The sequence below is a fragment of the Lentzea sp. NPDC051838 genome, from assembly GCF_040681245.1.
Classification (GTDB): Bacteria; Actinomycetota; Actinomycetes; order Mycobacteriales; family Pseudonocardiaceae; genus Lentzea.
The window spans coordinates 60582-80393 of record NZ_JBFAYI010000024.1; the positions used below are offsets into that span (position 1 = coordinate 60582).

At 69.0% G+C, this 19812-nt stretch carries 23 protein-coding genes; 18 read left to right on the forward strand and 5 right to left on the reverse strand.

What is annotated here, in order from left to right; translation table 11 throughout:
* The first annotated feature begins 18 nt into the window (after window positions 1-18).
* From AB0M24_RS35535 to priA, 6 genes are all read left to right on the forward strand, one after another.
* Window positions 19-681: a thiamine pyrophosphate-dependent enzyme gene (locus tag AB0M24_RS35535; protein WP_363777854.1), complete on the forward strand. Its 663-nt coding sequence runs from the start codon at window positions 19-21 to the stop codon at window positions 679-681.
* Window positions 681-1574, forward strand: coding sequence for a transketolase C-terminal domain-containing protein (locus AB0M24_RS35540; protein ID WP_363777855.1), 894 nt, complete (start codon window positions 681-683; stop codon window positions 1572-1574). The genes AB0M24_RS35535 and AB0M24_RS35540 overlap by 1 nt, the downstream gene beginning before the upstream one ends.
* A 195-nt stretch (window positions 1575-1769) precedes the next feature.
* On the forward strand, window positions 1770-2582 hold the full coding sequence (locus AB0M24_RS35545; RefSeq protein ID WP_363777856.1) for a hypothetical protein: 813 nt from the start codon (window positions 1770-1772) through the stop codon (window positions 2580-2582).
* Between the two features lie 10 nt (window positions 2583-2592).
* Window positions 2593-3228, forward strand: coding sequence for an imidazole glycerol phosphate synthase subunit HisH (hisH, locus tag AB0M24_RS35550; protein ID WP_363777857.1), 636 nt, complete (start codon window positions 2593-2595; stop codon window positions 3226-3228).
* Window positions 3225-4769 carry a hypothetical protein gene (locus AB0M24_RS35555; RefSeq protein WP_363777858.1) on the forward strand — a complete coding sequence of 515 codons (1545 nt, stop codon included), beginning with the start codon at window positions 3225-3227 and terminating at the stop codon, window positions 4767-4769. Before hisH ends, AB0M24_RS35555 begins: the two co-directional genes overlap by 4 nt.
* A complete protein-coding gene (gene priA / locus AB0M24_RS35560; protein WP_363777859.1) occupies window positions 4766-5497 on the forward strand; it encodes a bifunctional 1-(5-phosphoribosyl)-5-((5-phosphoribosylamino)methylideneamino)imidazole-4-carboxamide isomerase/phosphoribosylanthranilate isomerase PriA in 732 nt (243 codons plus the stop codon). Before AB0M24_RS35555 ends, priA begins: the two co-directional genes overlap by 4 nt.
* On the opposite strand, the gene AB0M24_RS35565 is transcribed toward priA, so the two are convergent.
* Both AB0M24_RS35565 and AB0M24_RS35570 read right to left on the reverse strand, forming a co-directional pair.
* Window positions 5463-6164 carry a Clp protease N-terminal domain-containing protein gene (locus AB0M24_RS35565; protein WP_363777860.1) on the reverse strand — a complete coding sequence of 234 codons (702 nt, stop codon included), beginning with the start codon at window positions 6162-6164 and terminating at the stop codon, window positions 5463-5465. The genes priA and AB0M24_RS35565 overlap by 35 nt on opposite strands.
* A gap of 313 nt (window positions 6165-6477) precedes the next feature.
* Window positions 6478-6858, reverse strand: coding sequence for a PPOX class F420-dependent oxidoreductase (locus tag AB0M24_RS35570; RefSeq protein ID WP_363777861.1), 381 nt, complete (start codon window positions 6856-6858; stop codon window positions 6478-6480).
* Between the two features lie 45 nt (window positions 6859-6903).
* On the opposite strand from AB0M24_RS35570, the gene hisF reads away from it, so the two are divergent.
* From hisF to hisI, 3 genes are read left to right on the forward strand one after another with little or no spacing between them, the layout of a single operon-like run.
* Complete coding sequence (hisF, locus tag AB0M24_RS35575; RefSeq protein ID WP_363777862.1) at window positions 6904-7662, forward strand: imidazole glycerol phosphate synthase subunit HisF; 759 nt, start codon at window positions 6904-6906, stop codon at window positions 7660-7662.
* The gene (locus AB0M24_RS35580; RefSeq protein ID WP_363777863.1) at window positions 7659-8018 is read left to right on the forward strand and encodes a hypothetical protein; all 360 of its coding nucleotides are present in this window, start codon (window positions 7659-7661) and stop codon (window positions 8016-8018) included. Before hisF ends, AB0M24_RS35580 begins: the two co-directional genes overlap by 4 nt.
* Window positions 8015-8365, forward strand: a complete 351-nt coding sequence (gene hisI, locus AB0M24_RS35585) for a phosphoribosyl-AMP cyclohydrolase (RefSeq protein WP_363777864.1) — start codon at window positions 8015-8017, stop codon at window positions 8363-8365. The genes AB0M24_RS35580 and hisI overlap by 4 nt, the downstream gene beginning before the upstream one ends.
* Here hisI and AB0M24_RS35590 read toward each other — a convergent pair.
* Window positions 8362-8973, reverse strand: coding sequence for a TetR family transcriptional regulator (locus AB0M24_RS35590; RefSeq protein ID WP_363777865.1), 612 nt, complete (start codon window positions 8971-8973; stop codon window positions 8362-8364). The genes hisI and AB0M24_RS35590 overlap by 4 nt on opposite strands.
* A gap of 38 nt (window positions 8974-9011) precedes the next feature.
* Here AB0M24_RS35590 and AB0M24_RS35595 point away from each other — a divergent pair, with 38 nt between their 5' ends.
* The 6 genes from AB0M24_RS35595 to AB0M24_RS35620 all read left to right on the forward strand — a co-directional run bounded on the left by AB0M24_RS35595 (window position 9012) and on the right by AB0M24_RS35620 (window position 14568).
* Entirely contained in the window at window positions 9012-10550 is a 1539-nt protein-coding gene (locus tag AB0M24_RS35595; protein WP_363777866.1) for an anthranilate synthase component I, read from the forward strand.
* Window positions 10540-10938 (forward strand): hypothetical protein, encoded by a 399-nt coding sequence (locus AB0M24_RS35600; RefSeq protein ID WP_363777867.1) that lies wholly within the window; start codon window positions 10540-10542, stop codon window positions 10936-10938. The genes AB0M24_RS35595 and AB0M24_RS35600 overlap by 11 nt, the downstream gene beginning before the upstream one ends.
* Window positions 10939-11070: 132 nt before the next feature.
* Window positions 11071-11880, forward strand: coding sequence for an indole-3-glycerol phosphate synthase TrpC (trpC, locus tag AB0M24_RS35605; RefSeq protein WP_363777868.1), 810 nt, complete (start codon window positions 11071-11073; stop codon window positions 11878-11880).
* Between the two features lie 12 nt (window positions 11881-11892).
* Window positions 11893-13113: a tryptophan synthase subunit beta gene (gene trpB / locus AB0M24_RS35610; protein ID WP_363777869.1), complete on the forward strand. Its 1221-nt coding sequence runs from the start codon at window positions 11893-11895 to the stop codon at window positions 13111-13113.
* Window positions 13110-13901, forward strand: a complete 792-nt coding sequence (gene trpA / locus AB0M24_RS35615; RefSeq protein WP_363777919.1) for a tryptophan synthase subunit alpha — start codon at window positions 13110-13112, stop codon at window positions 13899-13901. Before trpB ends, trpA begins: the two co-directional genes overlap by 4 nt.
* Before the next feature lie 106 nt (window positions 13902-14007).
* Window positions 14008-14568, forward strand: coding sequence for a Uma2 family endonuclease (locus tag AB0M24_RS35620; protein ID WP_363777870.1), 561 nt, complete (start codon window positions 14008-14010; stop codon window positions 14566-14568).
* Here AB0M24_RS35620 and AB0M24_RS35625 read toward each other — a convergent pair.
* Complete coding sequence (locus AB0M24_RS35625; protein WP_363777871.1) at window positions 14565-15713, reverse strand: FAD-dependent monooxygenase; 1149 nt, start codon at window positions 15711-15713, stop codon at window positions 14565-14567. The genes AB0M24_RS35620 and AB0M24_RS35625 overlap by 4 nt on opposite strands.
* 133 nt (window positions 15714-15846) lie before the next feature.
* Between AB0M24_RS35625 and lgt the strand changes: the two genes are divergently transcribed.
* Genes lgt through AB0M24_RS35640 form a run of 3 tightly spaced genes read left to right on the forward strand, consistent with a single transcriptional unit; the run spans window position 15847 to window position 18903 of the window.
* Window positions 15847-16839, forward strand: coding sequence for a prolipoprotein diacylglyceryl transferase (gene lgt / locus AB0M24_RS35630; RefSeq protein WP_363777920.1), 993 nt, complete (start codon window positions 15847-15849; stop codon window positions 16837-16839).
* A 3-nt stretch (window positions 16840-16842) separates the two neighbouring features.
* Window positions 16843-17505, forward strand: a complete 663-nt coding sequence (locus tag AB0M24_RS35635) for a response regulator transcription factor (protein WP_363777872.1) — start codon at window positions 16843-16845, stop codon at window positions 17503-17505.
* 48 nt (window positions 17506-17553) lie between these two features.
* The gene (locus AB0M24_RS35640) at window positions 17554-18903 is read left to right on the forward strand and encodes a HAMP domain-containing sensor histidine kinase (RefSeq protein ID WP_363777873.1); all 1350 of its coding nucleotides are present in this window, start codon (window positions 17554-17556) and stop codon (window positions 18901-18903) included.
* On the opposite strand, the gene AB0M24_RS35645 is transcribed toward AB0M24_RS35640, so the two are convergent.
* Window positions 18893-19792 (reverse strand): TAXI family TRAP transporter solute-binding subunit, encoded by a 900-nt coding sequence (locus tag AB0M24_RS35645; protein WP_363777874.1) that lies wholly within the window; start codon window positions 19790-19792, stop codon window positions 18893-18895. The two genes, AB0M24_RS35640 and AB0M24_RS35645, sit on opposite strands and share 11 nt — an antisense overlap.
* Window positions 19793-19812 lie beyond the last annotated feature (20 nt).

The following is a 19812-nucleotide window of genomic DNA, read 5'->3' on the forward strand; positions in this document are numbered from 1 at the left end:
GGTTGAACAGTTGGTGGCATGCAACGGATACCAGAGCTGTTCGCGAGGATGACCGGGGACGAGAAGCACGAGTGGGCGGCGGCTTCCACGATCGACGTGCTCTGGGTCCTGTACGACAAGGTTCTGAACGTCACGCCCGCGACCGCCGACGACCCCGACCGCGACCGGTTCCTGTTGTCCAAGGGGCACGGGCCGATGGCCTACTACGCCGTCCTGGCGGAGAAGGGGTTCATCGACGAGTCCACTTTGGACGCGTGGACGACGTGGGACAGCCCGCTCGGCCAGCATCCCGACCGGATGCTCGTGGAGGGTGTCGAGATCAGCAGCGGCTCGCTCGGGCACGGGTTGCCGATCGCGGTGGGGACGGCGATCGGGCAGCGGATCGGCAAGTCGCGCGGCAGGACGTTCGTGCTGGTCGGCGACGGTGAGCTGGACGAGGGCAGCAACCACGAGGCGATCGCGGTGGCGGCGCGGCTGAACGTCGCGAACCTCACCGCGATCGTGATCGACAACCAGTCCGCGATGTACGGGTGGCCGGGCGGCATCGCGCGCAGGTTCGCCGTCGAGGGCTGGCAGACCGCCGAGGTCGACGGCCGGGACCACGAGGCCATTTTTGCCGCACTGACCGCGCCGCACGACCGTCCGTACGCGGTCGTCGCCAAGATCGAGAAGAGCTACTGATGACCACGATGCGCCAGGCCTTCGTCAACACCGTCAACGAGGAGATCGACTCCGACCCGCGGATCGCCGTGGTGACAGCGGTGATTTCGAGCAACGAGTTCCCGCGGCAGAACGAACGCGTCGTGGACGTCGGGATCCGCGAGCAGACCATGGTCGGCGTGGCGGGCGGGTTGGCGTTGGCCGGGCTGCGGCCGGTCGTGCACAGTTACGCGCCGTTTCTCGTTGAGCGGCCGTACGAGCAGATCAAGCTCGACATCGGTCATCAGGACGTGGGTGCGGTGTTCGTGAGCATCGGTGCGTCCTATGACGACCCGGCGTGGGGGCGCACGCACCAGTCGCCGGGCGACGTCGCGTTGTTCGACACGCTGCCCGGCTGGACTGTTCACGTGCCTGGACACCCGGACGAGGTCACGCCGCTCCTCCGGCAGGCACTCAAGGACGACAACCGGGTCTACGTCAGGCTTTCGCTGCACGAGAACGCGCAGGCGTATCCGGTGGGTGAGGGATTCACCGCGCTGCGTCACGGGAAGCGCGGCGTGGTGCTCGCCGTCGGGCCGATGCTCGACCGCGTGATGAAGGCGGTCGAGTCGGAGAACGCCGACGTCACGGTGCTCTACGCGGCGACGGTGCGACCGTTCGACTCGGACGGACTGCTCAAAGCCGTGCGGGACACCGATCACGCCGACGTCATGGTGGTGGAGCCGTACCTCGAGGGAACTTCATCCCATCTAATTTCCGAAGCGTTGCAACTAATCCCGCACCGTGTGCGTTGTATAGGCGTCAAACGGCACGCAGAGCTCCGCAACTACGGCACGGCCGAGGATCATGACGCCGCGCACGACCTCGACGTGGTGGGGCTGGGGAGCGCTGTGCGGAGTTTCTTCAGGGGGTGAAGAAACATGTTCGCAGTCATGGGGGATGACTGGACCGGTGCGCCTTCTCGCGCCGTTTAAGAGGTGAAGTGGTCGGCGCGATCGGACCGGATGCCCGGTCGCGCCGCCGCTCGTTCACACGTCTGTCCGCTCCGGAACGCGAAACTTTGGCATGTCTGCCTCGGCCCGCGAGCGGGACCAGGAATGATGTTGCGCGTGAGAATGCTGATCTGGACCCCGCTGAGCGCCGCCGAGCTGCAGAAAGCCATGCACAGCGGCAACGTCGGCCCCGCGGCACTGGTCCCGGTGCAGTCCGGCACGGTGCTGCTGCCCGCGCCGGACACCAAGCTCAGCGAGGCCGCGTACATGGCCAACAAGGTCCGCAAGATCGCGGACGGCGCCGCGCTGGCGGTGTGGAACGACGACGCCGCGCTGCTCTACCTCTTCACCTCGACGATCGGCCGCGCCTCGATGTGGGGCTCGCGCGAGGCGATCCTCGAGCTGTCCGCACAGGCGAAGCAGTCGGGTCCGGTGGGCAGGTTCTTCGACCGGTCGACCGCGGGTTTCATCGCCATGCGGGAGAAGGAGAAGTGGCAGCTCGACGCGATCGACAAGCTCAGCGCGCTGCACCCGCCGGCCAACCGCAAGAGCGCGTTGGAACGGTTGCGCGACTTCGAGAACGGCTACGCGGCGATCCCGGACTTCTTCCGCGCCGCGGGACTGCCCGGCGTCGCACAGGTCGCCGAGCTCACCGAAGAGGGTCGTGCTGACGGCGTGCTCCGGACGCTCCAGCCGCCTCGTGCGCAGAAGTGGCCGCTCGCGCTGATCGTGCCGTTGATCGTGCTGACGGCGCTGGTGACGGTCCTCATGCACCTCCCGACGGTCTTCTACTACGTCGTCGGCGCGTTGCTGATCACCCTGCTGAGCGTGCTCATGGTCACGTTGCAGCGCCAGCTCGTGCGCAGGAAGCCGATCAACACGGTGTTGCCGGTCATACCGGTTACGCAGGGCGCGGCCCCGACCGACTAACCTCAACGTCGTGGCACGTGTCGTCGTACTTGACTATGGCTCCGGCAACCTGCGCTCGGCCGAGCGCGCGCTTCAGCGGGTCGGCGCCCATGTCGAGGTGACGTCGGACGCCAAGGCCGCGCGCGACGCCGACGGCCTCGTCGTTCCCGGCGTCGGCGCGTACGCCGCGTGCATGGAGGGTCTGAACTCCGTCCGCGGCGCCCGGATCATCGGCGAGCGGCTCGCGGGCGGGCGGCCGGTGCTCGGCATCTGCGTGGGCATGCAGATCCTGTTCGAGAAGGGCATCGAGCACGGCGTGCTGACCGAGGGCTGTGGCGAGTGGCCCGGCACCGTCGAGCGGCTCGAAGCGCCGATCGTGCCGCACATGGGCTGGAACACGGTCCGCGCGCCGGAGGGTTCGCAGCTGTTCGCGGGTCTGGACAAGGACACGCGCTTCTACTTCGTGCACTCCTACGGCGTGCGCCGCTGGGAGCTGGAGCCGTCCGAGCACATCAAGCCGCCGCTGGTGACGTGGGCGGATCACGCGGGCGACGAGTTCGTTGCCGCGGTGGAGAACGGTCCGTTGTGGGCGACCCAGTTCCACCCCGAGAAATCCGGTGATGCCGGAGCGCAGCTGCTGCGGAACTGGTTGACTACCTTGTCGTGATCACACGACTGCTGACGGTAGCCGTACTGACGGCTGCCTGCGTTGCTGTGCCTGGGGGCGCACTCGCCGCACCGGCTCCGTTCCACGACAACTTCGACAACGCCGCCGACGCCGACCCGACGTACGGCCTGAACGACAACCTCAAAGCGCGTCAGGGCACCGGAGCTGTCACGTACAGCCGCGTGTCCGGCAAGTGGAACACCGGTGACGTGCCGCGACCGTGGTACGCGCAGGTCAACCACCCGGGCCACCGCGGTGCCCTGTCGATGCACCTCGGTACGACGGCCGTGCGGCTCGACGCGCCGTCCACCGGGTCGACGATCTCGGCGAAGCTCACGCCGGTCGTCGGCAACCGCACGTCCGGCGACTGGTCGTCCATCGCGCTCAGCCGCTCGGCGAACAGCTGGGGCTACGTGTCCAATGCGGACATCGACCTCGGGTTCCTGGTGCGCGCCAACGGAGGCGTGCAGGTCTTCCAGCCCGGCAAGCCGACCGTGACGCTGCCCGCCTTCGCCTCCGCCCACGCCGACGGCTCGTTCGACGTCGCGCTGACGCTCTCGGACGGCACGCTCGACCTCACCGTCAACGGCAACCGCCGATCGATCGCGCTCGGCACGGCGGTGCCGACCGAGAGGCTGTGGGTCTACCTCGGCCGCTACTCCGACAACGACAAGACCGTCAGCCGGGTCGACGACCTGGCGATCGAGCGCCTCATCTCCGACGACCTGCGCAAGCGGCCGGGGTCGAACCTGCGCTACTACGGGTACTTCGGCGCCCGGCTGACCGCGGCGGGCGCCAACCACCTGCCGGAGGTGCGCGGCCGCAGCAACCTGAACTGGGTCCAGATCAGCGACGCCGCCGGCTACCGTCCCGAGGCGCTGAATGACTGCGCCGACCAGGGCTGTCTCGTCTACACCGGCAACGAGTTCTTCAAGTGCGGCTCCGACGCGTGCCCGCTGTACCCGAACGCCGCGGCGCGCTGGCAGGTGCTGGCGGAGAAGGTGCGCCCGTACCTCGGGAAGATCGCCGGGTTCGTGCTGCTGGACGAGCCGTTCCACCGCGGCGCGAGCTTCGCCGACGTCGAGTTCTCGGCTCAGCAGATCAAGAAGACCTTCGGGGACAAGAAGGTCATGCTCATCGAGGCCGGTCCCAAGGTCGACGACAGCTTCTCCGTGCCCGCCGACGTCGACTGGGTCGGTTTCGACGAGTACTGCTCCGGCTACGACCAGATCGAGGCCCGCATGACCAAGCTCGAGGAGCGCGCGCCGGGCAAGGAGCTCTTCGTGCTGCCGGAAGCGGCGCCGCAGTCGTGGTGCGCCGGCAAGACGGATGCGGACCTGGAAAGCACGCAGTACATGTACATGGCGTTGGTGCAGCAGCATCCGCAGTTCGTGGGAATGATGGTCTTCGGGCCGTGGACGGGCGTCGGACCTGCCGCGACCGGACCTGGGACCCCGGTTCCGTCGAAGTTCCCGCGAGCGACGGACGCCCAGGAGCGCGTGGCCGCGCTCGTGCTGGGGGACGCTAGGCTGAGCGGGTGACGTTCACACTCCTCCCCGCTGTTGACGTGGCCGACGGTCGTGCCGTTCGCCTCGTGCAGGGCGAAGCCGGTACCGAGACGAACTACGGCGAGCCGCTGGACGCTGCTCTGCAGTGGCAGCGCGACGGAGCGGAGTGGATCCATCTCGTCGACCTCGACGCGGCGTTCGGGCGCGGCTCGAACCGCGAGCTGATCGCGCGCGTCGTGGGTGAGCTGGACGTGAAGGTGGAGCTGTCGGGCGGCATCCGCGACGACGCGTCGCTGGAGGCCGCGCTGGCCACGGGGTGTGCTCGGGTGAACCTCGGCACCGCCGCTCTGGAGGACCCGGAGTGGTGCGCCAAGGCGATCGCCGCGTACGGCGAGAAGATCGCTGTGGGCCTGGACGTCCGCATCACCGAGCAGGGCCACCGGGTGAAGGGCCGCGGCTGGACGTCGGACGGCGGTGACCTCTGGGAGGTCCTCGACCGGCTCGACCGCGACGGCTGCGCGCGCTACGTCGTGACGGACGTGTCGAAGGACGGCACGCTCACGGGCCCGAACCTGGAGCTGCTGAGCGAGGTCTGCGCCCGCACCGACGCCCCGGTGATCGCGTCCGGCGGTGTGTCCACTGTGGACGACCTGGTCGCGTTGGCGAAGCTGTCGCGTGACGGCGTGGAGGGCTCGATCATCGGCAAGGCCTTGTACGCGGGGGCTTTCACGCTCCCGGAAGCACTCGCTGCGGTCCGTTGACGACCTTCTCGATGTGAGCGGCCGCGGCCGCGTGCGTGACTCCGGTGGAGTGCAGCACGCCGGCCGCGGTCCCGTCTTCCTCGAGCAGCAGGCCGAGCAGGATGTGCTCGGTGCCGATGAACATGTGGCCCATGCGGAGTGCTTCTCGCACGGCCAGTTCCAGCGACTTCTTGCAGTGCGTCGAGTACGGCTGCTTCTCCGGACGTTGCTTGGCCTCGTTGTCGAGCCGGTGCAGCGTGGCGATGCGCGTGCTGCCGTCGCCTGATTCCAGCTTCGCGATGGTCTTGGCCGCGAGCCCGGCCGACTCGTCGAGCAGACCCAGCAGCAGGTGTTCGGTGCCGATGCGCTCGCTGAAGCGCGCGTGGTGCCGGGCCAGCGCGATGACCCGGCGTGAGCGCTGGGTGTAGCGCTCCATCGACGGCTTGGTGAGCTCCGGAGACTCCCTCGGCACGAACCGCTTCTGCGCGGCCTGCTTGGTGACGCCGAGACTCTCGCCGATCTCGGCCCAGCTCGCGCCACCGCGGCGGGCCTCGTCGACGAAGTGGCCGATCAGGTGGTCGCCGAGCTCGTTCAGCTGGCCGCTCATCTCGACCGCCTTGGCGAGGCGGACGAGAGTGTCGTCGGCCTCGCTCGCCACCGTGACGATGAGGTCGGTCAACTGGATCATGCGTCAACTTTAGGTTGACGCTAACCATGCGGTCAACCTCGGGTTGACGCTCAACGTTGACGCTCCCGCCTCAACGTTGATGGTCCCGGTCAACATTGACGCGCCTCGTCAATGTTGAGGCGAACCCGTCAACGTTGAGTCCACGTTGACGCCCGCAGATCAACGTTGACCAGACGCGTCAATGTGCACAAGTGACAACGTTGTCATCGGTCAATGTTGAGTGCGCTGTCCACGTTGATCCCGGCGCGTCAATGTTGAGTCAACGTTGATTCGGGCGATCAATGTTGACCAGGGCGAATCAACGTTGACGACGTCAGGCCGAAGCGGTGATCTCGATGCCGACCGTGCCGGTCCGGCCACGCCGCACCTTGCTGCCGGTCATCGTCAACCAGCCCATGAAGCCGTACTTCTTCACGATGCGGGAGCGGACGTCGTCACTGGCGTCGTCGTCCATCAGCCGGGCGCGTGCCTTGATCGACGGACCCTTCGGGTTGCCGCGCAGGTCGCACGGCCCGATCTCCACGTCGCCGCTGCGCCGGATTCGCTTGACCTTGCCCGTGTCCTTGGCGCTCCAGGCGTAGATCACGTCTTCGGTGGGTCCGGGTGCGACCCAGACCGGCGTGGGCACCGGGGTGCCGTCCTTGCGGAAAGTCGTCAGCAGCAGGTACTGGCCCTCGCCCAACTCGGTGATCATGGCGCCGCAGCGTAGTCCTCAGGCGTCCCTTGTAGGCTTTCGCGCATGTCAGTGGCTGTTCGCGTCATCCCCTGTCTCGACGTCGACCGGGGCCGGGTGGTGAAGGGCGTCAACTTCACGAACCTCGTCGACGCGGGCGATCCCGTCGAGCTGGCCAGGGCGTACGACGCCGAGGGTGCGGACGAGCTGACGTTCCTCGACGTGACGGCCAGCAGCGGCGACCGCGAGACGACGTTCGACGTGGTCCGGCGCACGGCCGAGCAGGTGTTCATCCCGCTCACGGTCGGCGGCGGCGTGCGCAGCCCCGAGGACGTGAACAAGCTGCTCAGGGCGGGTGCGGACAAGGTCAGCCTCAACACGGCGGCCATCGCGCGGCCCGAGCTGCTCAGGGAGTGCTCGGAGCGGTACGGGGCGCAGTGCATCGTGCTGTCGGTCGACGCGCGGCGCGTGCCCGGCGGCACCGGCTTCGAGGTCACCACTCACGGAGGCCGCAACGGCACCGGCATCGACGCCGTCGAGTGGGCCGCGCGGGGCCAGGAGCTGGGCGTCGGCGAGATCCTGCTGAACTCGATGGACGCCGACGGCACCAAGGCCGGGTTCGACCTGGAGTTGATCGAGCTGGTGCGCCGCGAGGTCGACGTGCCGTTGATCGCGAGCGGCGGCGCCGGCGCGATCGACCACTTCCCGCCGGCCGTGCAGGCCGGTGCGGACGCCGTGCTGGCGGCCAGCGTGTTCCACTTCGGGCAGCTCCGCATCGGCGAGGTCAAGGACGGCCTGCGCCAGGCGGGCGTCGTGGTGCGATGAGCCCGGTCGAGGTGCGGGTGGCCTCGGCGGTCGCGCTCGGCGGGGCGGTGGTGTTCTTCGTCGTCGGACTCGTCCTGTGGCGCGCGACCGGGGACGCCGACGTGCTGAAGCTGCCGTCGTTCGTCGCCGCCGTCGAACTGCCCGTGGCGGCAGCCTTGTTGCTGCGCCTCAAATTCATGCACTACCCGGCGATGGTCGTGTTCATCCTCGTCGCGCTGCTGAACCTCGTGATCGTGCTGGCCGACGGACCGGCGTGGGCACGCGTCGCGTCCGGAGTGCTGTCCGCAGTGCACATCTACGGAGTGGTCCTGCTCAACACCGGACCCGCTCGCGAACACCTGGGAGGACCCCGTTGAGCACCCCGCTCGATCCCGCCATCTCCGCCAGGCTCAAGCGCACCCCGGACGGCCTGGTGTGCGCGGTCGCCCAGCAGCGTGACACGCGTGAGGTGCTCATGGTCGCGTGGATGGACGACGAGGCCCTGCACCGCACCCTCACCACGCGCCGCGCCACCTACTACTCACGCAGCCGTCAGCAGCTGTGGGTGAAGGGCGAGACGTCCGGCCACACCCAGTACGTGCACGAGGTCCGCCTCGACTGCGACGGCGACACGCTGCTGCTGATCGTCGACCAGGTGGGCGCCGCGTGCCACACGGGCGACCGCACGTGCTTCGACGCCACGGTGCTGCTCGCCGACGCCTAGTCCAGTGGGCCCGTCAGGTAGCGCTGGATGTTCGGCGCCACCGCGCGCACCACGGTCTCCGGGTCGACCGACGCCAGCGGTTCGAAGTGCACGACGTAGCGGACGATGCCGAGCCCGACCATCTGTGTGGCGCACAACGTCGCCCGCAGCTCGCGCTGGTCGACGTCGATCTCCGCCAGCAGGTTCTTGAAGATCGCGTTGAGGAAGAACGAGCGGAGTGCGTTCGCGACTTCCTGGTGGCTCGTGACGCTGCGGATCAGGGCGGCGAAGGTGCCGCCGCCGGTCGCGTCCCACACGCCCACGAAGGTGCGGATGATGCGCTCGCCCGCCTGCTCCACGGGGCCGTCCAGCAACCTCTTGAGGATCTCCGACGGGTCGAAGGGGAGTTGCAGCACGGCCGCGGCGAACAGGCCTTCCTTGCCGCCGAACCAGTGGTTGACCATGGCGGCGTCGACGCCGGCGCGGGCGGCGATCGCGCGGACCGTGGCGCCGTCGTAGCCCTTTTCGACGAAGGTCTCGCGGGCCGCGGCGATCAGGGCCGCTCTGGTGTCCTCGCCCGCGGCGCGGCGGCCCCGCCGTTTCTGGTTGACTTGCTCCACACGGGTCATAGTTCAACAGATGTTGAATTTATGCAACAATTACCGGCATGGTGAGCGTCATCGGGGCTGTGGCCGCCGCTGGTCTGGGGGCCGTGAGCCCCACGCGTGAGGAGTTCCGCGAGCTGGCGGTCAACCGCCGGGTGATTCCGGTGGTGCGCAAGCTGCTGGCGGACGCGGAGACGCCCGTCGGCCTCTACCGCAAGCTGGCCGCGGACAGGCCTGGCACGTTCCTCCTCGAGTCGGCCGAGAACGGGCGCTCGTGGGTGCGCTGGTCGTTCGTCGGGGTGAGGTCCTCCGCCGCGCTCACGGCGACCGGGGGCGAGGCGTACTGGACGGGGACGCGGCCTGTTGGTCTGCCGGACGGTGGTGACCCGCTGCAGGTGCTGCGCGAGACCATCGAGGTGTTGCGCACCGACCCGTTGCCCGGCATGCCCCCGCTGACCGGCGGCATGGTCGGCTACATCGGCTACGACGCGGTGCGCAGGCTGGAGCGGCTGCCGGTCATCGCCGAGGACGACCTGCAGCTTCCCGAGCTGGTCATGCTGCTCGCGACCGACATGGCCGCGTTCGACCACCACGAGGGCTCCGTCACGCTGATCGCCAACGCGATCAACTGGGACGACTCGCCCGAGCGCGTCGACGAGGCGTACGACGACGCGGTGCGCCGGCTCGACGAGATGACGACGCAGCTGCACACGCCCGCGCCGCCGACCGCCGCGGTGTTCTCGAGGCCCAAGCCCGAGTTCCGGCGCCGGCGTTCGCAGGCCGAGCACTTCGCGGCCGTCGAGAAGGCCAAGGAGGCCATCCGGGCGGGCGAGGCGTTCCAGGTCGTCGTGTCGCAGCGGTTCGAGATCGAGACGGACGCCGACGCGCTCGACATCTACCGGGTGCTGCGCGCGACCAACCCCAGCCCGTACATGTACCTGCTGCGCCTCGAAGGCTTCGACATCGTGGGTTCCAGCCCCGAGTCGCTGGTGACGGTGCGCGACGGCAAGGCGACCACGCACCCCATCGCGGGCACCCGCTGGCGCAGCGAGGACCCCGAAGAGGACGCGCTGCTGGAGAAGGACCTCCTCGCCGACCACAAGGAACGCGCCGAGCACCTGATGCTCGTCGACCTCGGCCGCAACGACCTGGGCCGCGTCTGCAAGCCGGGTTCGGTGCACGTCGTCGACTTCTTCAAGGTCGAGCGGTACAGCCACGTCATGCACATCGTGTCGACCGTGACCGGTGAGCTCGCCGAGGGCAAGACCGCCTACGACGCGGTCGCGGCCTGCTTCCCGGCCGGCACGCTGTCCGGTGCGCCGAAGCCGCGCGCGATGGAGCTCATCGAGGAGCTGGAACCCACCCGTCGTGGCCTCTACGGCGGCGTTGTGGGCTATTTCGACTTCGCCGGGGACGCGGACACCGCCATCGCCATCCGGACCGCTCTCGTGCGCGATGGAGTGGCCTACGTGCAGGCCGGTGGCGGCATCGTGGCCGACTCGGACCCGCTGGCCGAGGACAACGAGTGCCTCAACAAGGCGGGCGCCGTGCTGGCCGCGATCGCCACGGCCCAGACGATGCGGCCCGCCGTTGAAAGCTAGTCCACTGTGGATCGCCGCACTCCTGCTCGTGGGTGCGGCGGGTGCCTTCTGGGGCGCGGGCTCCGTGCCGCTCGCGCTGCTGAGCCTCGCGGCGGTCGCGGCGGCAGTGGCGCTCAGCGGCGTGGCACGCCGGATCCTCGGCGTGTTGCTGATCGTCGTGGGCGTCGCGGCGGCGTTCAACGGCCACTGGCTCGCGATCGTCGGCGGCGTGCTCGTGGCGGGTTCCGGCGCGCTTCAGGTAGCGCTGGGGGCCCGGATGCCGAAGATCGGGGTAGGCGGGCAGAAGACCCGCAAGACCGACCCCGAGACCGACATGTGGCGCGCGCTGGAGCGTGGAGATGATCCGACCGACGATAAGGCCCCCGGCGGACCTTCCTCGAACGAGTGAAGATCATCCATCCGCGTTCACGCATGTGACACGTGCACAACCTCGGCTAGCTGCATCGACACTGAACCCCCGGTGGCTGGGGCGTTACTCCGCCGGGGTTAGCATCCCCATAGCGGGAAGGGGAGCAAGACTGTGACGGTTCTCGAGTCGATCCTCGAAGGTGTGCGTGAGGATCTCGCCGCTCGCGAGGCTCAGTTGTCCTTCGACGTCCTCAAGGAGCGCGCGGCCAAGGCAGCCCCGCCGCTCGACGTGATGTCTGTGCTGCGCGGGCCCAACGTGGGTGTCATCGCCGAGGTCAAGCGCCGCAGCCCCTCCAAGGGCGCGCTGGCGGAGATCCCGGAGCCTGCCGAGCTGGCGGCCGCCTACGAGGCGGGTGGCGCGTCGGTCATCAGCGTGCTCACCGAGCAGCGGCGGTTCGGCGGGTCGCTCGCCGACTTCGACGCGGTGCGCAGGACGGTGAAGATCCCCATGCTGCGCAAGGACTTCATCGTGTCGCCGTACCAGGTTCACGAAGCGCGCATGCACGGCGCGGACCTGGTGCTGCTGATCGTGGCGGCGCTGGAGCAGAACGCGCTGGTGTCGCTGCTCGACCGGGTGGAGTCCCTCGGGATGACGGCGCTGGTCGAGGTGCACACCGCCGAGGAGGCCGACCGCGCTCTCGAAGCCGGGTCGTCCGTCATCGGGGTGAACGCGCGCAACCTCCACACGCTCGAGGTGGATAAAGACGTTTTCGGCCGCATCGCTCCCGGACTACCCTTCGAGACGATCAAGATCGCCGAGTCGGGCGTGACCGGGCCCGGCGACCTGATGGCGTACGCCGGAGCGGGTGCCGACGCGGTGCTCGTCGGCGAAAGCCTGGTGACCAGCGGCGACCCCAAGGCCGCCGTGAACAAGCTCGTGACCGCCGGCTCGCACCCCGCGTGCCCGCGGCCCAGCCGATAGAGGAGTCGCTCGATGGGCCAGTTCTCGCCCACGCCGCACGATCCCGACGACCGTGGCCACTTCGGCCCGTGGGGTGGCCGGTTCGTTCCGGAGGCCCTGATCGCGGCGGTGGACGAGCTGGCCGCCGAGTACGACAAGGCGCGCATCGACCCGGACTTCGTGAACGAGTTCCAGCGCCTGCTGAAGGACTTCGCGGGCCGCCCGTCGCTGCTGACGGAGGCCCCGAAGTTCGCGGAGCACGCCGGCACGCGCGTCTTCCTCAAGCGCGAGGACCTGAACCACACCGGTTCGCACAAGATCAACAACGTGCTCGGCCAGGCGCTGCTCACCAAGCGCATGGGCAAGAAGCGCGTGATCGCGGAGACCGGCGCCGGGCAGCACGGCGTTGCGACCGCGACGGCGTGCGCGCTGCTCGGCCTCGACTGCGTCGTCTACATGGGCGAGGTCGACACCGAACGGCAGGCGCTCAACGTCGCCCGCATGCGACTGCTGGGCGCCGAGGTCATCCCGGTGAAGTCCGGCTCGCGCACCCTGAAGGACGCGATCAACGAGGCGTTGCGCGACTGGGTCACCAACGTCGACGAGACGCATTACCTGCTCGGCACGGCGGCGGGCCCGCACCCGTTCCCGCTGCTGGTCCGCGACTTCCACCGGATCATCGGCATAGAGGCGCGCGAGCAGATCCTGGAGAAGACCGGCCGCCTGCCCGACGCGGTCGTCGCGTGCGTGGGTGGCGGGTCGAACGCGATCGGCATCTTCCACGGCTTCATCGACGACGCGGACGTGCGCCTGGTCGGTGTCGAGCCGGGTGGCGCGGGTGTCGAGACCGGCAGCCACGGCGCGACGCTGACGGCCGGCACGCCCGGCTCGCTGCACGGCGCGATGTCGTACGTGATGCAGGACGAGGACGGCCAGATCACCGAGGCCCACTCGATCTCCGCGGGTCTCGACTACCCCGGCGTGGGTCCCGAGCACTCGCACCTGAAGGACATCGGCCGCGCCGAGTACTTCCCGGTGACCGACGCCGAGGCGATGGACGCGTTCGCGCTGCTGTCGCGGACCGAGGGCATCATCCCGGCGATCGAGTCGTCGCACGCGCTGGCAGGTGCTTTGAAGCTCGGCCAGGAGCTCGGAACGGACGGCCTGCTGGTCGTCAACCTCTCCGGGCGTGGCGACAAGGACATGGACACGGCCGTCAAGTACTTCGGCCTCGCTGACGGGGGACAGGCCTGATGTCGTTGTCTGAGGTTTTCGCGACGGCCAAGGCCGAGTCGCGGGCCGCGCTGGTCGGCTACCTGCCAGCCGGTTTTCCCACGGTCGAAGGCTCCAAGGACTACCTGCGCGCGATGGTCGAGTCCGGCTGCGACCTGATCGAGGTCGGCCTGCCCTACTCCGACCCCGTGATGGACGGCCCGACGATCCAGCACGCCGCCGAGCAGGCTCTGAGCGCTGGTTTCCGGGTGCGCGACGTGTTCGACGTCGTCACCGCGGTCGCCGACGCCGGTGGCCGTGCGGTCGTGATGACGTACTGGAACCCGGTGCTGAAGTACGGCGTGGACGCGTTCGCACGTGACCTCAAGGCGGCCGGTGGGCTCGGGCTGATCACGCCGGACCTGGTGCCGGACGAGGCCGCGGACTGGATGGCCGCGTCCGAGGCGCACGGGCTGGACCGGACGTTCCTGGTGGCGCCGTCGTCGACCGAGGACCGCATCGAGATGACGGCTCGCGCGTCGTCCGGGTTTTTGTATGCAACGGCGGTCATGGGCGTGACCGGTGCTCGTGACGTGGTGTCGCACCAGGCGCCGGAACTCGTCGCACGGGTGCGGGCGCACTCGTCGATTCCGGTTGGCGTCGGACTGGGCGTGAAGTCCGGGGCGCAGGCCGCCGAGATCGCCGGGTACGCGGACGGTGTGATCGTCGGGTCGGCGTTCGTGTCGGCGGTGAACGAGGGCGAGGCCGCGGTGCGTGCTCTGACCGCTGACCTGGCGAAAGGCGTGCGTTCAGCAGCCGCGATCGTGTGATGGCTTGGAGTTCGTCCAACCACGAAAATGGCTGTATGCACAAGCCAGCTACCCGCCCGGCGTGCCACACTGGTGGTCGCCGGGCGGTTTTCGGAGGTGATGCCCTGTGGCGGCTCCAGCTGAAGTGGCACCAGCCGCTTACCTGCTGCCGAGGCACGTGGGCCCCTGGACGCTCGACGACGTCCTGTCATTGCCGGAGGACAACAGTCAGCGCGTTGAACTCGTCGACGGGATGCTTCTCGTGAGCCCGTTGGGGTCCTGCCGACACCAGGACTTGGTGTTGGACGCTGCGGCCGCCCTGCGCCCGGCATGCCCGGACCACCTCAAGGCGACGGTCGAGCTGAACGTCCTCCTCGCCAGCGGGCGTCTGCTGATTCCGGACTTCACCGTCGTGAATCGACGTGAGGCCGGCGTGATGTTCCCCGTCTCGGACGTAGTGCTCATCGGCGAGGTGCTCTCGCCGGCCACGCGGCTGAACGACCGGGGTCTGAAGCGCGAGTTGTACGCCCAAGCCGGCGTGCAGTTCTACATGATCGTCGATCCCGAGCCGCGGATCGCCGAGGCGACACTGCTCGAACTCCAGGGCACCGAGTACGTCGAGATCGCCAAGAGCGTGGACGGCGTGCTGGAGATCGAGAAGCCGTTCCCGGTCACCATCAAGTTCTAGCCGTAGAGCCACTCCAGCTGTTCGTGCAGGTCAGCCGTGGTCCACGAGGCGAACATCGCGTTGCGGGCGTCGGCGGCGGCACCGGCCGGGTGGTAAACCTCGCGTCCCATCAACCGTGAGACGTGGTGGACGCGCGCGGTCCGAGCACTTCGCATTGAGACATAACGCGCAAAAGAGCCAACCACGTCCTGCGGGTCGAACGTCGAGGCCAAACACACGGCGTCCTCCAACGCCTGGCACGCACCCTGAGCCGCGTACTGCAGCACGGGGTGGGCAGCGTCGCCGAGCAGCACGACGCGCGAGTCCTGCCAGGTAGACACCGGCTCGCGGTCGCACAGCACCCACGCTCGCCACTCGTCGGCCAGCTCCATGATCTGCGCGGCCTCGGCGCACAACGGCTGGAAGTGCCGCACCACGTCGTCGTGCTCGACGGGCTTGCCGGTCATCGGGTCCGCAGCGCCGTTGTCGGTCGTCGCCACGAGGTTCACGTACCGCCCACCAGCGATGACGTACCAAACGACGTGGTAGCGCGGCCCCGCCCACAGCGTGACGACGTTCTCCTTCAAAGCGGCAGGCACGTCAGCAGCGGGGATGACCGCGCGGAACGTCGTGTGCCCGGACACCTGCGGATCGCCGTCACCCACGAGCTGACGGCGCACAGCCGAGCGCAACCCGTCGGCGCCGACCAGCGCCGTCCCTTCGACCAACTCGCCTGATCGCAGCACCGCGGTAACCGAAGAAGAGTCCTGCGTGTAGGCCTCGACGCCGCTGTTGACCCGCAGGTCGACGCGCTCGTCGTTCTGGCACGCGTCGAGCAACGGCGTCAGCACGTCGTTGCGGTGCACCACGGCATACGTCCCGAACCGCGACTGAAAACCGGAGTCCAGGGCTAACGACGAGATCAGCGCGCCGGACACCCCGCAGCGCAGCCGCAACGAGTCGACGTGCACGGCTCGCGAACGGACCACCGGGCCGACGCCCAGCGAGTCGAGCATCCGGAACCCGTTCGGCCCCACCTGGATACCGGCGCCGATTTCCTCGAACACCGCGGCGGCCTCCAGGACCGTCACGCGGTGCCCCGCCCGAGCCAGTCCGAGTGCTGTTGCCAGACCACCGATACCGCCGCCGACCACCAGGACAGTCATGCGACGAGTATCTCGGCTCGACGATCACGAACCCCCTAAGAACCTCATGCGAAGCTCACCTAGGTCGCGAACCCCTAACGAAGGAGCGTCGCCAGGAGACGTCAGGGGACCCACCGGTACGGTGAGCGACGTGTTGAACGGCATCCTGGCCACGATCCCGAGCCCCGACCAAGGTGTGTGGTACCTCGGTCCGCTCCCCATCAGGGCCTACGCGCTGTGCATCATCGCCGGCATCATCGTCGCCATCTGGTGGGGTGAGCGCCGCTGGGTTGCCCGCGGAGGCATCAAGGGCGAGGTGACCGACATCGCCGTGTGGGCGGTGCCGTTCGGCCTCGTCGGCGGGCGGCTCTACCACGTCATCACGGACAACCAGAAGTACTTCGGGCCGGGGAAGAACCCCCTCGCGGCGCTCGAGATCTGGAACGGTGGTCTCGGCATCTGGGGCGCGATCGCCCTCGGTGCGGTGGGTGCGTGGATCGGCTGCCGGCGCAAGGGCATCCCGCTGCCCGCGATGGCGGACGCGCTCGCTCCCGGCATCGTCGTGGCGCAGGCCATCGGCCGTCTCGGCAACTACTTCAACCAGGAGCTCTACGGCGGCGACACGACGTTGCCGTGGGGTCTGGAGATCTACCGCCGCGTCACGCCGGACGGGCGGGACGACGCGCTGGCCGGTGTGGCGATCGACCACACGCCGATCCAGGTCGTGCACCCGACGTTCCTCTACGAGCTGCTGTGGAACCTCGGTGTCGCACTGCTGATCGTGTGGGCCGACCGCAAGTTCCGGCTGGGTCACGGACGGGTGTTCGCTCTCTACGTCGCGGGCTACACGGCCGGGCGGACGTGGATCGAGCTGATGCGCACGGACGAGGCGACGCTGATCTTCGGCACGCGCGTCAACGTGTTCGTGTCGGTGCTGGTGTTCATCGGCGCGGTCGTCTACTTCATCCTCGCCCGGTCGCGCGGTGAGCGCGAGGACATCGAGGCGTTGCGAGCGGCCGCCAAGCCGGAAGACGCCGAACCCGCCGCGGAGCCTGAAGACGTCGTTGAAGAGAAGTCCGACGACGTGAAGGAAGAAGAGACTGCCAAGGAGCCCGTCAACTCCACGGAGTCCGTCAAACCGGAGTGATCTGTGCGCGTGCTCGTCGTCGAGGATGACGACCGGGTGGCCAGAGGCCTGCTGACCGCACTGCGGCACGCCGGCTACGAGGTGCATCGGGTGGCCACGGCCGCCGACGCTCTCAAAGCCGCACCGGCTGACGTCGTGCTGCTCGACCTCGGCCTGCCCGACGGCGACGGTCTGGACGTGCTGCGGGAGCTGCGGCACCGTCCGGGCACGGCGGTGATCACGGTGACCGCCCGCGGCGAGGAGCGCGAACGCGTGCTCGGGCTGCGGGCGGGTGCCGACGACTACGTGGTGAAGCCGTTCGGCACGTCCGAGCTGCTCGCCCGCATCGAGGCCGTGCTGCGCCGCACCCGCACGCACCGCGCCGGGCCGGAGAGCGACACGTCCGTCCAGGTGGGAGCGTTGCAGATCTCCCCGGCGACCAGGGCCGTGACGCTGGCGGGCGCGCCGTTGTCGTTGACCCGCAAGGAGTTCGACCTCCTCGCCCTGCTCGCGACCAGGGCGGGTGAGGTGGTGAGCCGCGACTTCATCGTCGACCAGGTGTGGCAGGCGCACTGGGAGGCGCCGTCGCGGACGCTCGACACGCACATCGCGGCGTTGCGCGGCAAGCTCGGCGAGCACGTGAAGATCGAGACCGTGAGGGGCGTCGGCTACCGGCTGGCGGCGTGACCTAGCTCCGAGAGACATCCACAGCCTGTTGCGGAACAATCACGGCTGATGCTCCGCCGACTGCTCGTCATCACCGTTCCGCTGCTCGTCGCACTGGTCGCGGCGCTCGGCATCCCGCTCGCGTCCGCGGTGGTGCAGCGCGAGACCCAGACCACGTACCTCGACCGGCTCGGTGACGCCAGCCGGTTCGCCTCGCTGGCCGAGAGCGGGCTGCAGTCGGACCGGCTCACCGCGCTCGACTCCGAGTTCCAGCAGTACGACCAGCTCTTCGACATCCCGGTGGCGCTGGTGAGCGCCGACAAGCGGGTGCTGCTGACCTCGCGTCAAGGCTTCAACCCGACCAACGACCCCGAGGTCACCACCGTCCTCAACGCGGCGCTCAACGGCATCCAGCCCGACGTCACCTACGCGGCCTGGCCGTGGCGCACCGGGCCGATGGTCGTCGTCGAGCCGGTCGGCAGGGACAGCGAGGCGGTGGCGGCGGTCGTCTCGGTGTCGTCGACGAGGGCGCTGCGGACCGAGGTGCTGCGGCAGTGGGGGCTGATGGCGCTGGCAGGGCTCGCGCCGATGCTCGCCGTGGTCGCGGCCGCGTGGCCGATGTCGCGGTGGGTGCTGCGGCCGGTCAGCAGGCTCGACGAGGCCACCGCGGCGGTCGCGGCGGGCAACCTGGACGTGCGCGCGGACGAGGTCGGCGGGCCTCCCGAGCTGCGCAGGCTCGCGCGCAGTTTCAACACCATGGTCGACGTCGTCGGCAAGGCCCTGAACAGGCAGAAGGCGTTCGTCGCCGACGCGTCGCACCAGCTGCGCAACCCGCTGGCCAGTCTCCGGCTCGCCGTCGACAACCTCTCGCCGCACGTGGACGGCGAGCACGGCCGCGAGGCGCACCAGATCGCCGTCGAGGAGGCCGAGGAGATGGGCCGGGTGCTCGACACGCTGCTGGCCGCGACCCGCCTGGACAGCGCGCGCAAGACCGAGCCCGTCGAGATCGACCAGCTGCTCGCCACCCACCGGCCGGCCTGGCAGGCGCTCGCGAAGTCCTCCGGCGTCGACCTCAGGATCGAGGTCCCCGCCGGGCTCACCATGCAGGAACCGCCCGGCGGGCTCGGCAGCGTGCTGGACGAGCTGGTCAGCAACGCGCTGCGGCTCGCCAACGCCACCGAGGTACGGATCATCGGCGAGGCGGGGGAGCTGCACGTCGTCGACAACGGCGACGGTCTGACCGACGAGGAACGGGAGCTGGCGCTGCACCGGTTCTGGCGTGCCACCAAGCACCAGAACGTCGCCGGCACCGGGATGGGGCTCGCGATCTGCGCCGAGCTGATCTCGTCGGCGGGCGGCGAGCTCACGTTGCACGACGCCGGGCCTGGGCTCGACGTGAAGGTCGCCCTCAGCGCTTGACGGACCGGAACCAGCGCGCGGCGCCGTCGTGCAGCGGCACCAGACCGGTCGCGATGCCGGTGCGGACGTTGATCCGCGCCGCCTCCGGGTGGCCCTCCACGATCCGCGCGGTCTCGGTGAACACCGTGCGGGTGACGACCTCGACGACGTCCGCGCTCAACGACTCGTGCGCGAGCAGCAGGTTCGGCACCGCGAACGTCCGGTTGGACGGCAGCGCCTCGTAGGTCTTTCCCGGGATCGTCGCCGGGATGTACGGGCCCTTGAAGGTGTCGGCGAACTCGATCGCCTCCTTCGGGATGTCGATCAGCCGCACGTTGCCCTTCAACGCGGTGATCGCGGGCGTCGGGATGCCGGTCAGCGCGAGCATCGCGTCCAGCGACCCGTCGGCCACCCGGCGGGACGCCTCCGAGTGCGCCATCCGTTCGTCCAAAGCGGACAGCTTGAAGTGGTTCATCATCCGCGTGGTGGTGAACTCCGTGCCGGAACCGCTGGGGCCCAACGAGATCCGTTTGCCCGCCAGGTCGCGGAACTGCTCGATCGGTGAGATCGTCGGCACCGCGATCTGCATGAAGCTGTCGTAGAGGCGCCCGACCGCGCGGACGCTCTTCGGGTCGTCGATGGGGTCCAAAGAGGACAACGCGAGCTGCGCCTTGCCGGACTTCAGCAGCTGGAGGTTCTCGACCGACGCACCGGTGGGCAGCGGGATGACCTTGGTGCCGGGCAGCTGTTCCTCGAGCGCCTCGGCCAGCGCGCCGCCGACCTCGCGGAAGACGGCACCGTCCGGCCCGGTCGCGAGCACCAGTTCGGAGGGTGCCTCGACCTTGCGCTGGGTACACCCGGCGAGACCGAGCGCGGCTCCCAGCAGAAGTGTGCGACGGCTGAGTGACACGGACAAAGACTAGCCGTTAC

Coding starts and splice junctions, on each gene's coding strand:
- AB0M24_RS35535 (WP_363777854.1), top strand. CDS start 19: ATGCAACGGATACCAGAGCTGTTCGCGAGGATGACCGGGGACGAGAAG.
- AB0M24_RS35540 (WP_363777855.1), top strand. CDS start 681: ATGACCACGATGCGCCAGGCCTTCGTCAACACCGTCAACGAGGAGATC.
- AB0M24_RS35565 (WP_363777860.1), bottom strand. CDS start 6,164: ATGATCCAGTTGACCGACCTCATCGTCACGGTGGCGAGCGAGGCCGAC.
- AB0M24_RS35570 (WP_363777861.1), bottom strand. CDS start 6,858: ATGATCACCGAGTTGGGCGAGGGCCAGTACCTGCTGCTGACGACTTTC.
- hisF (WP_363777862.1), top strand. CDS start 6,904: ATGTCAGTGGCTGTTCGCGTCATCCCCTGTCTCGACGTCGACCGGGGC.
- AB0M24_RS35580 (WP_363777863.1), top strand. CDS start 7,659: ATGAGCCCGGTCGAGGTGCGGGTGGCCTCGGCGGTCGCGCTCGGCGGG.
- AB0M24_RS35590 (WP_363777865.1), bottom strand. CDS start 8,973: ATGACCCGTGTGGAGCAAGTCAACCAGAAACGGCGGGGCCGCCGCGCC.
- AB0M24_RS35595 (WP_363777866.1), top strand. CDS start 9,012: ATGGTGAGCGTCATCGGGGCTGTGGCCGCCGCTGGTCTGGGGGCCGTG.
- trpB (WP_363777869.1), top strand. CDS start 11,893: ATGGGCCAGTTCTCGCCCACGCCGCACGATCCCGACGACCGTGGCCAC.
- AB0M24_RS35625 (WP_363777871.1), bottom strand. CDS start 15,713: ATGACTGTCCTGGTGGTCGGCGGCGGTATCGGTGGTCTGGCAACAGCA.
- AB0M24_RS35640 (WP_363777873.1), top strand. CDS start 17,554: ATGCTCCGCCGACTGCTCGTCATCACCGTTCCGCTGCTCGTCGCACTG.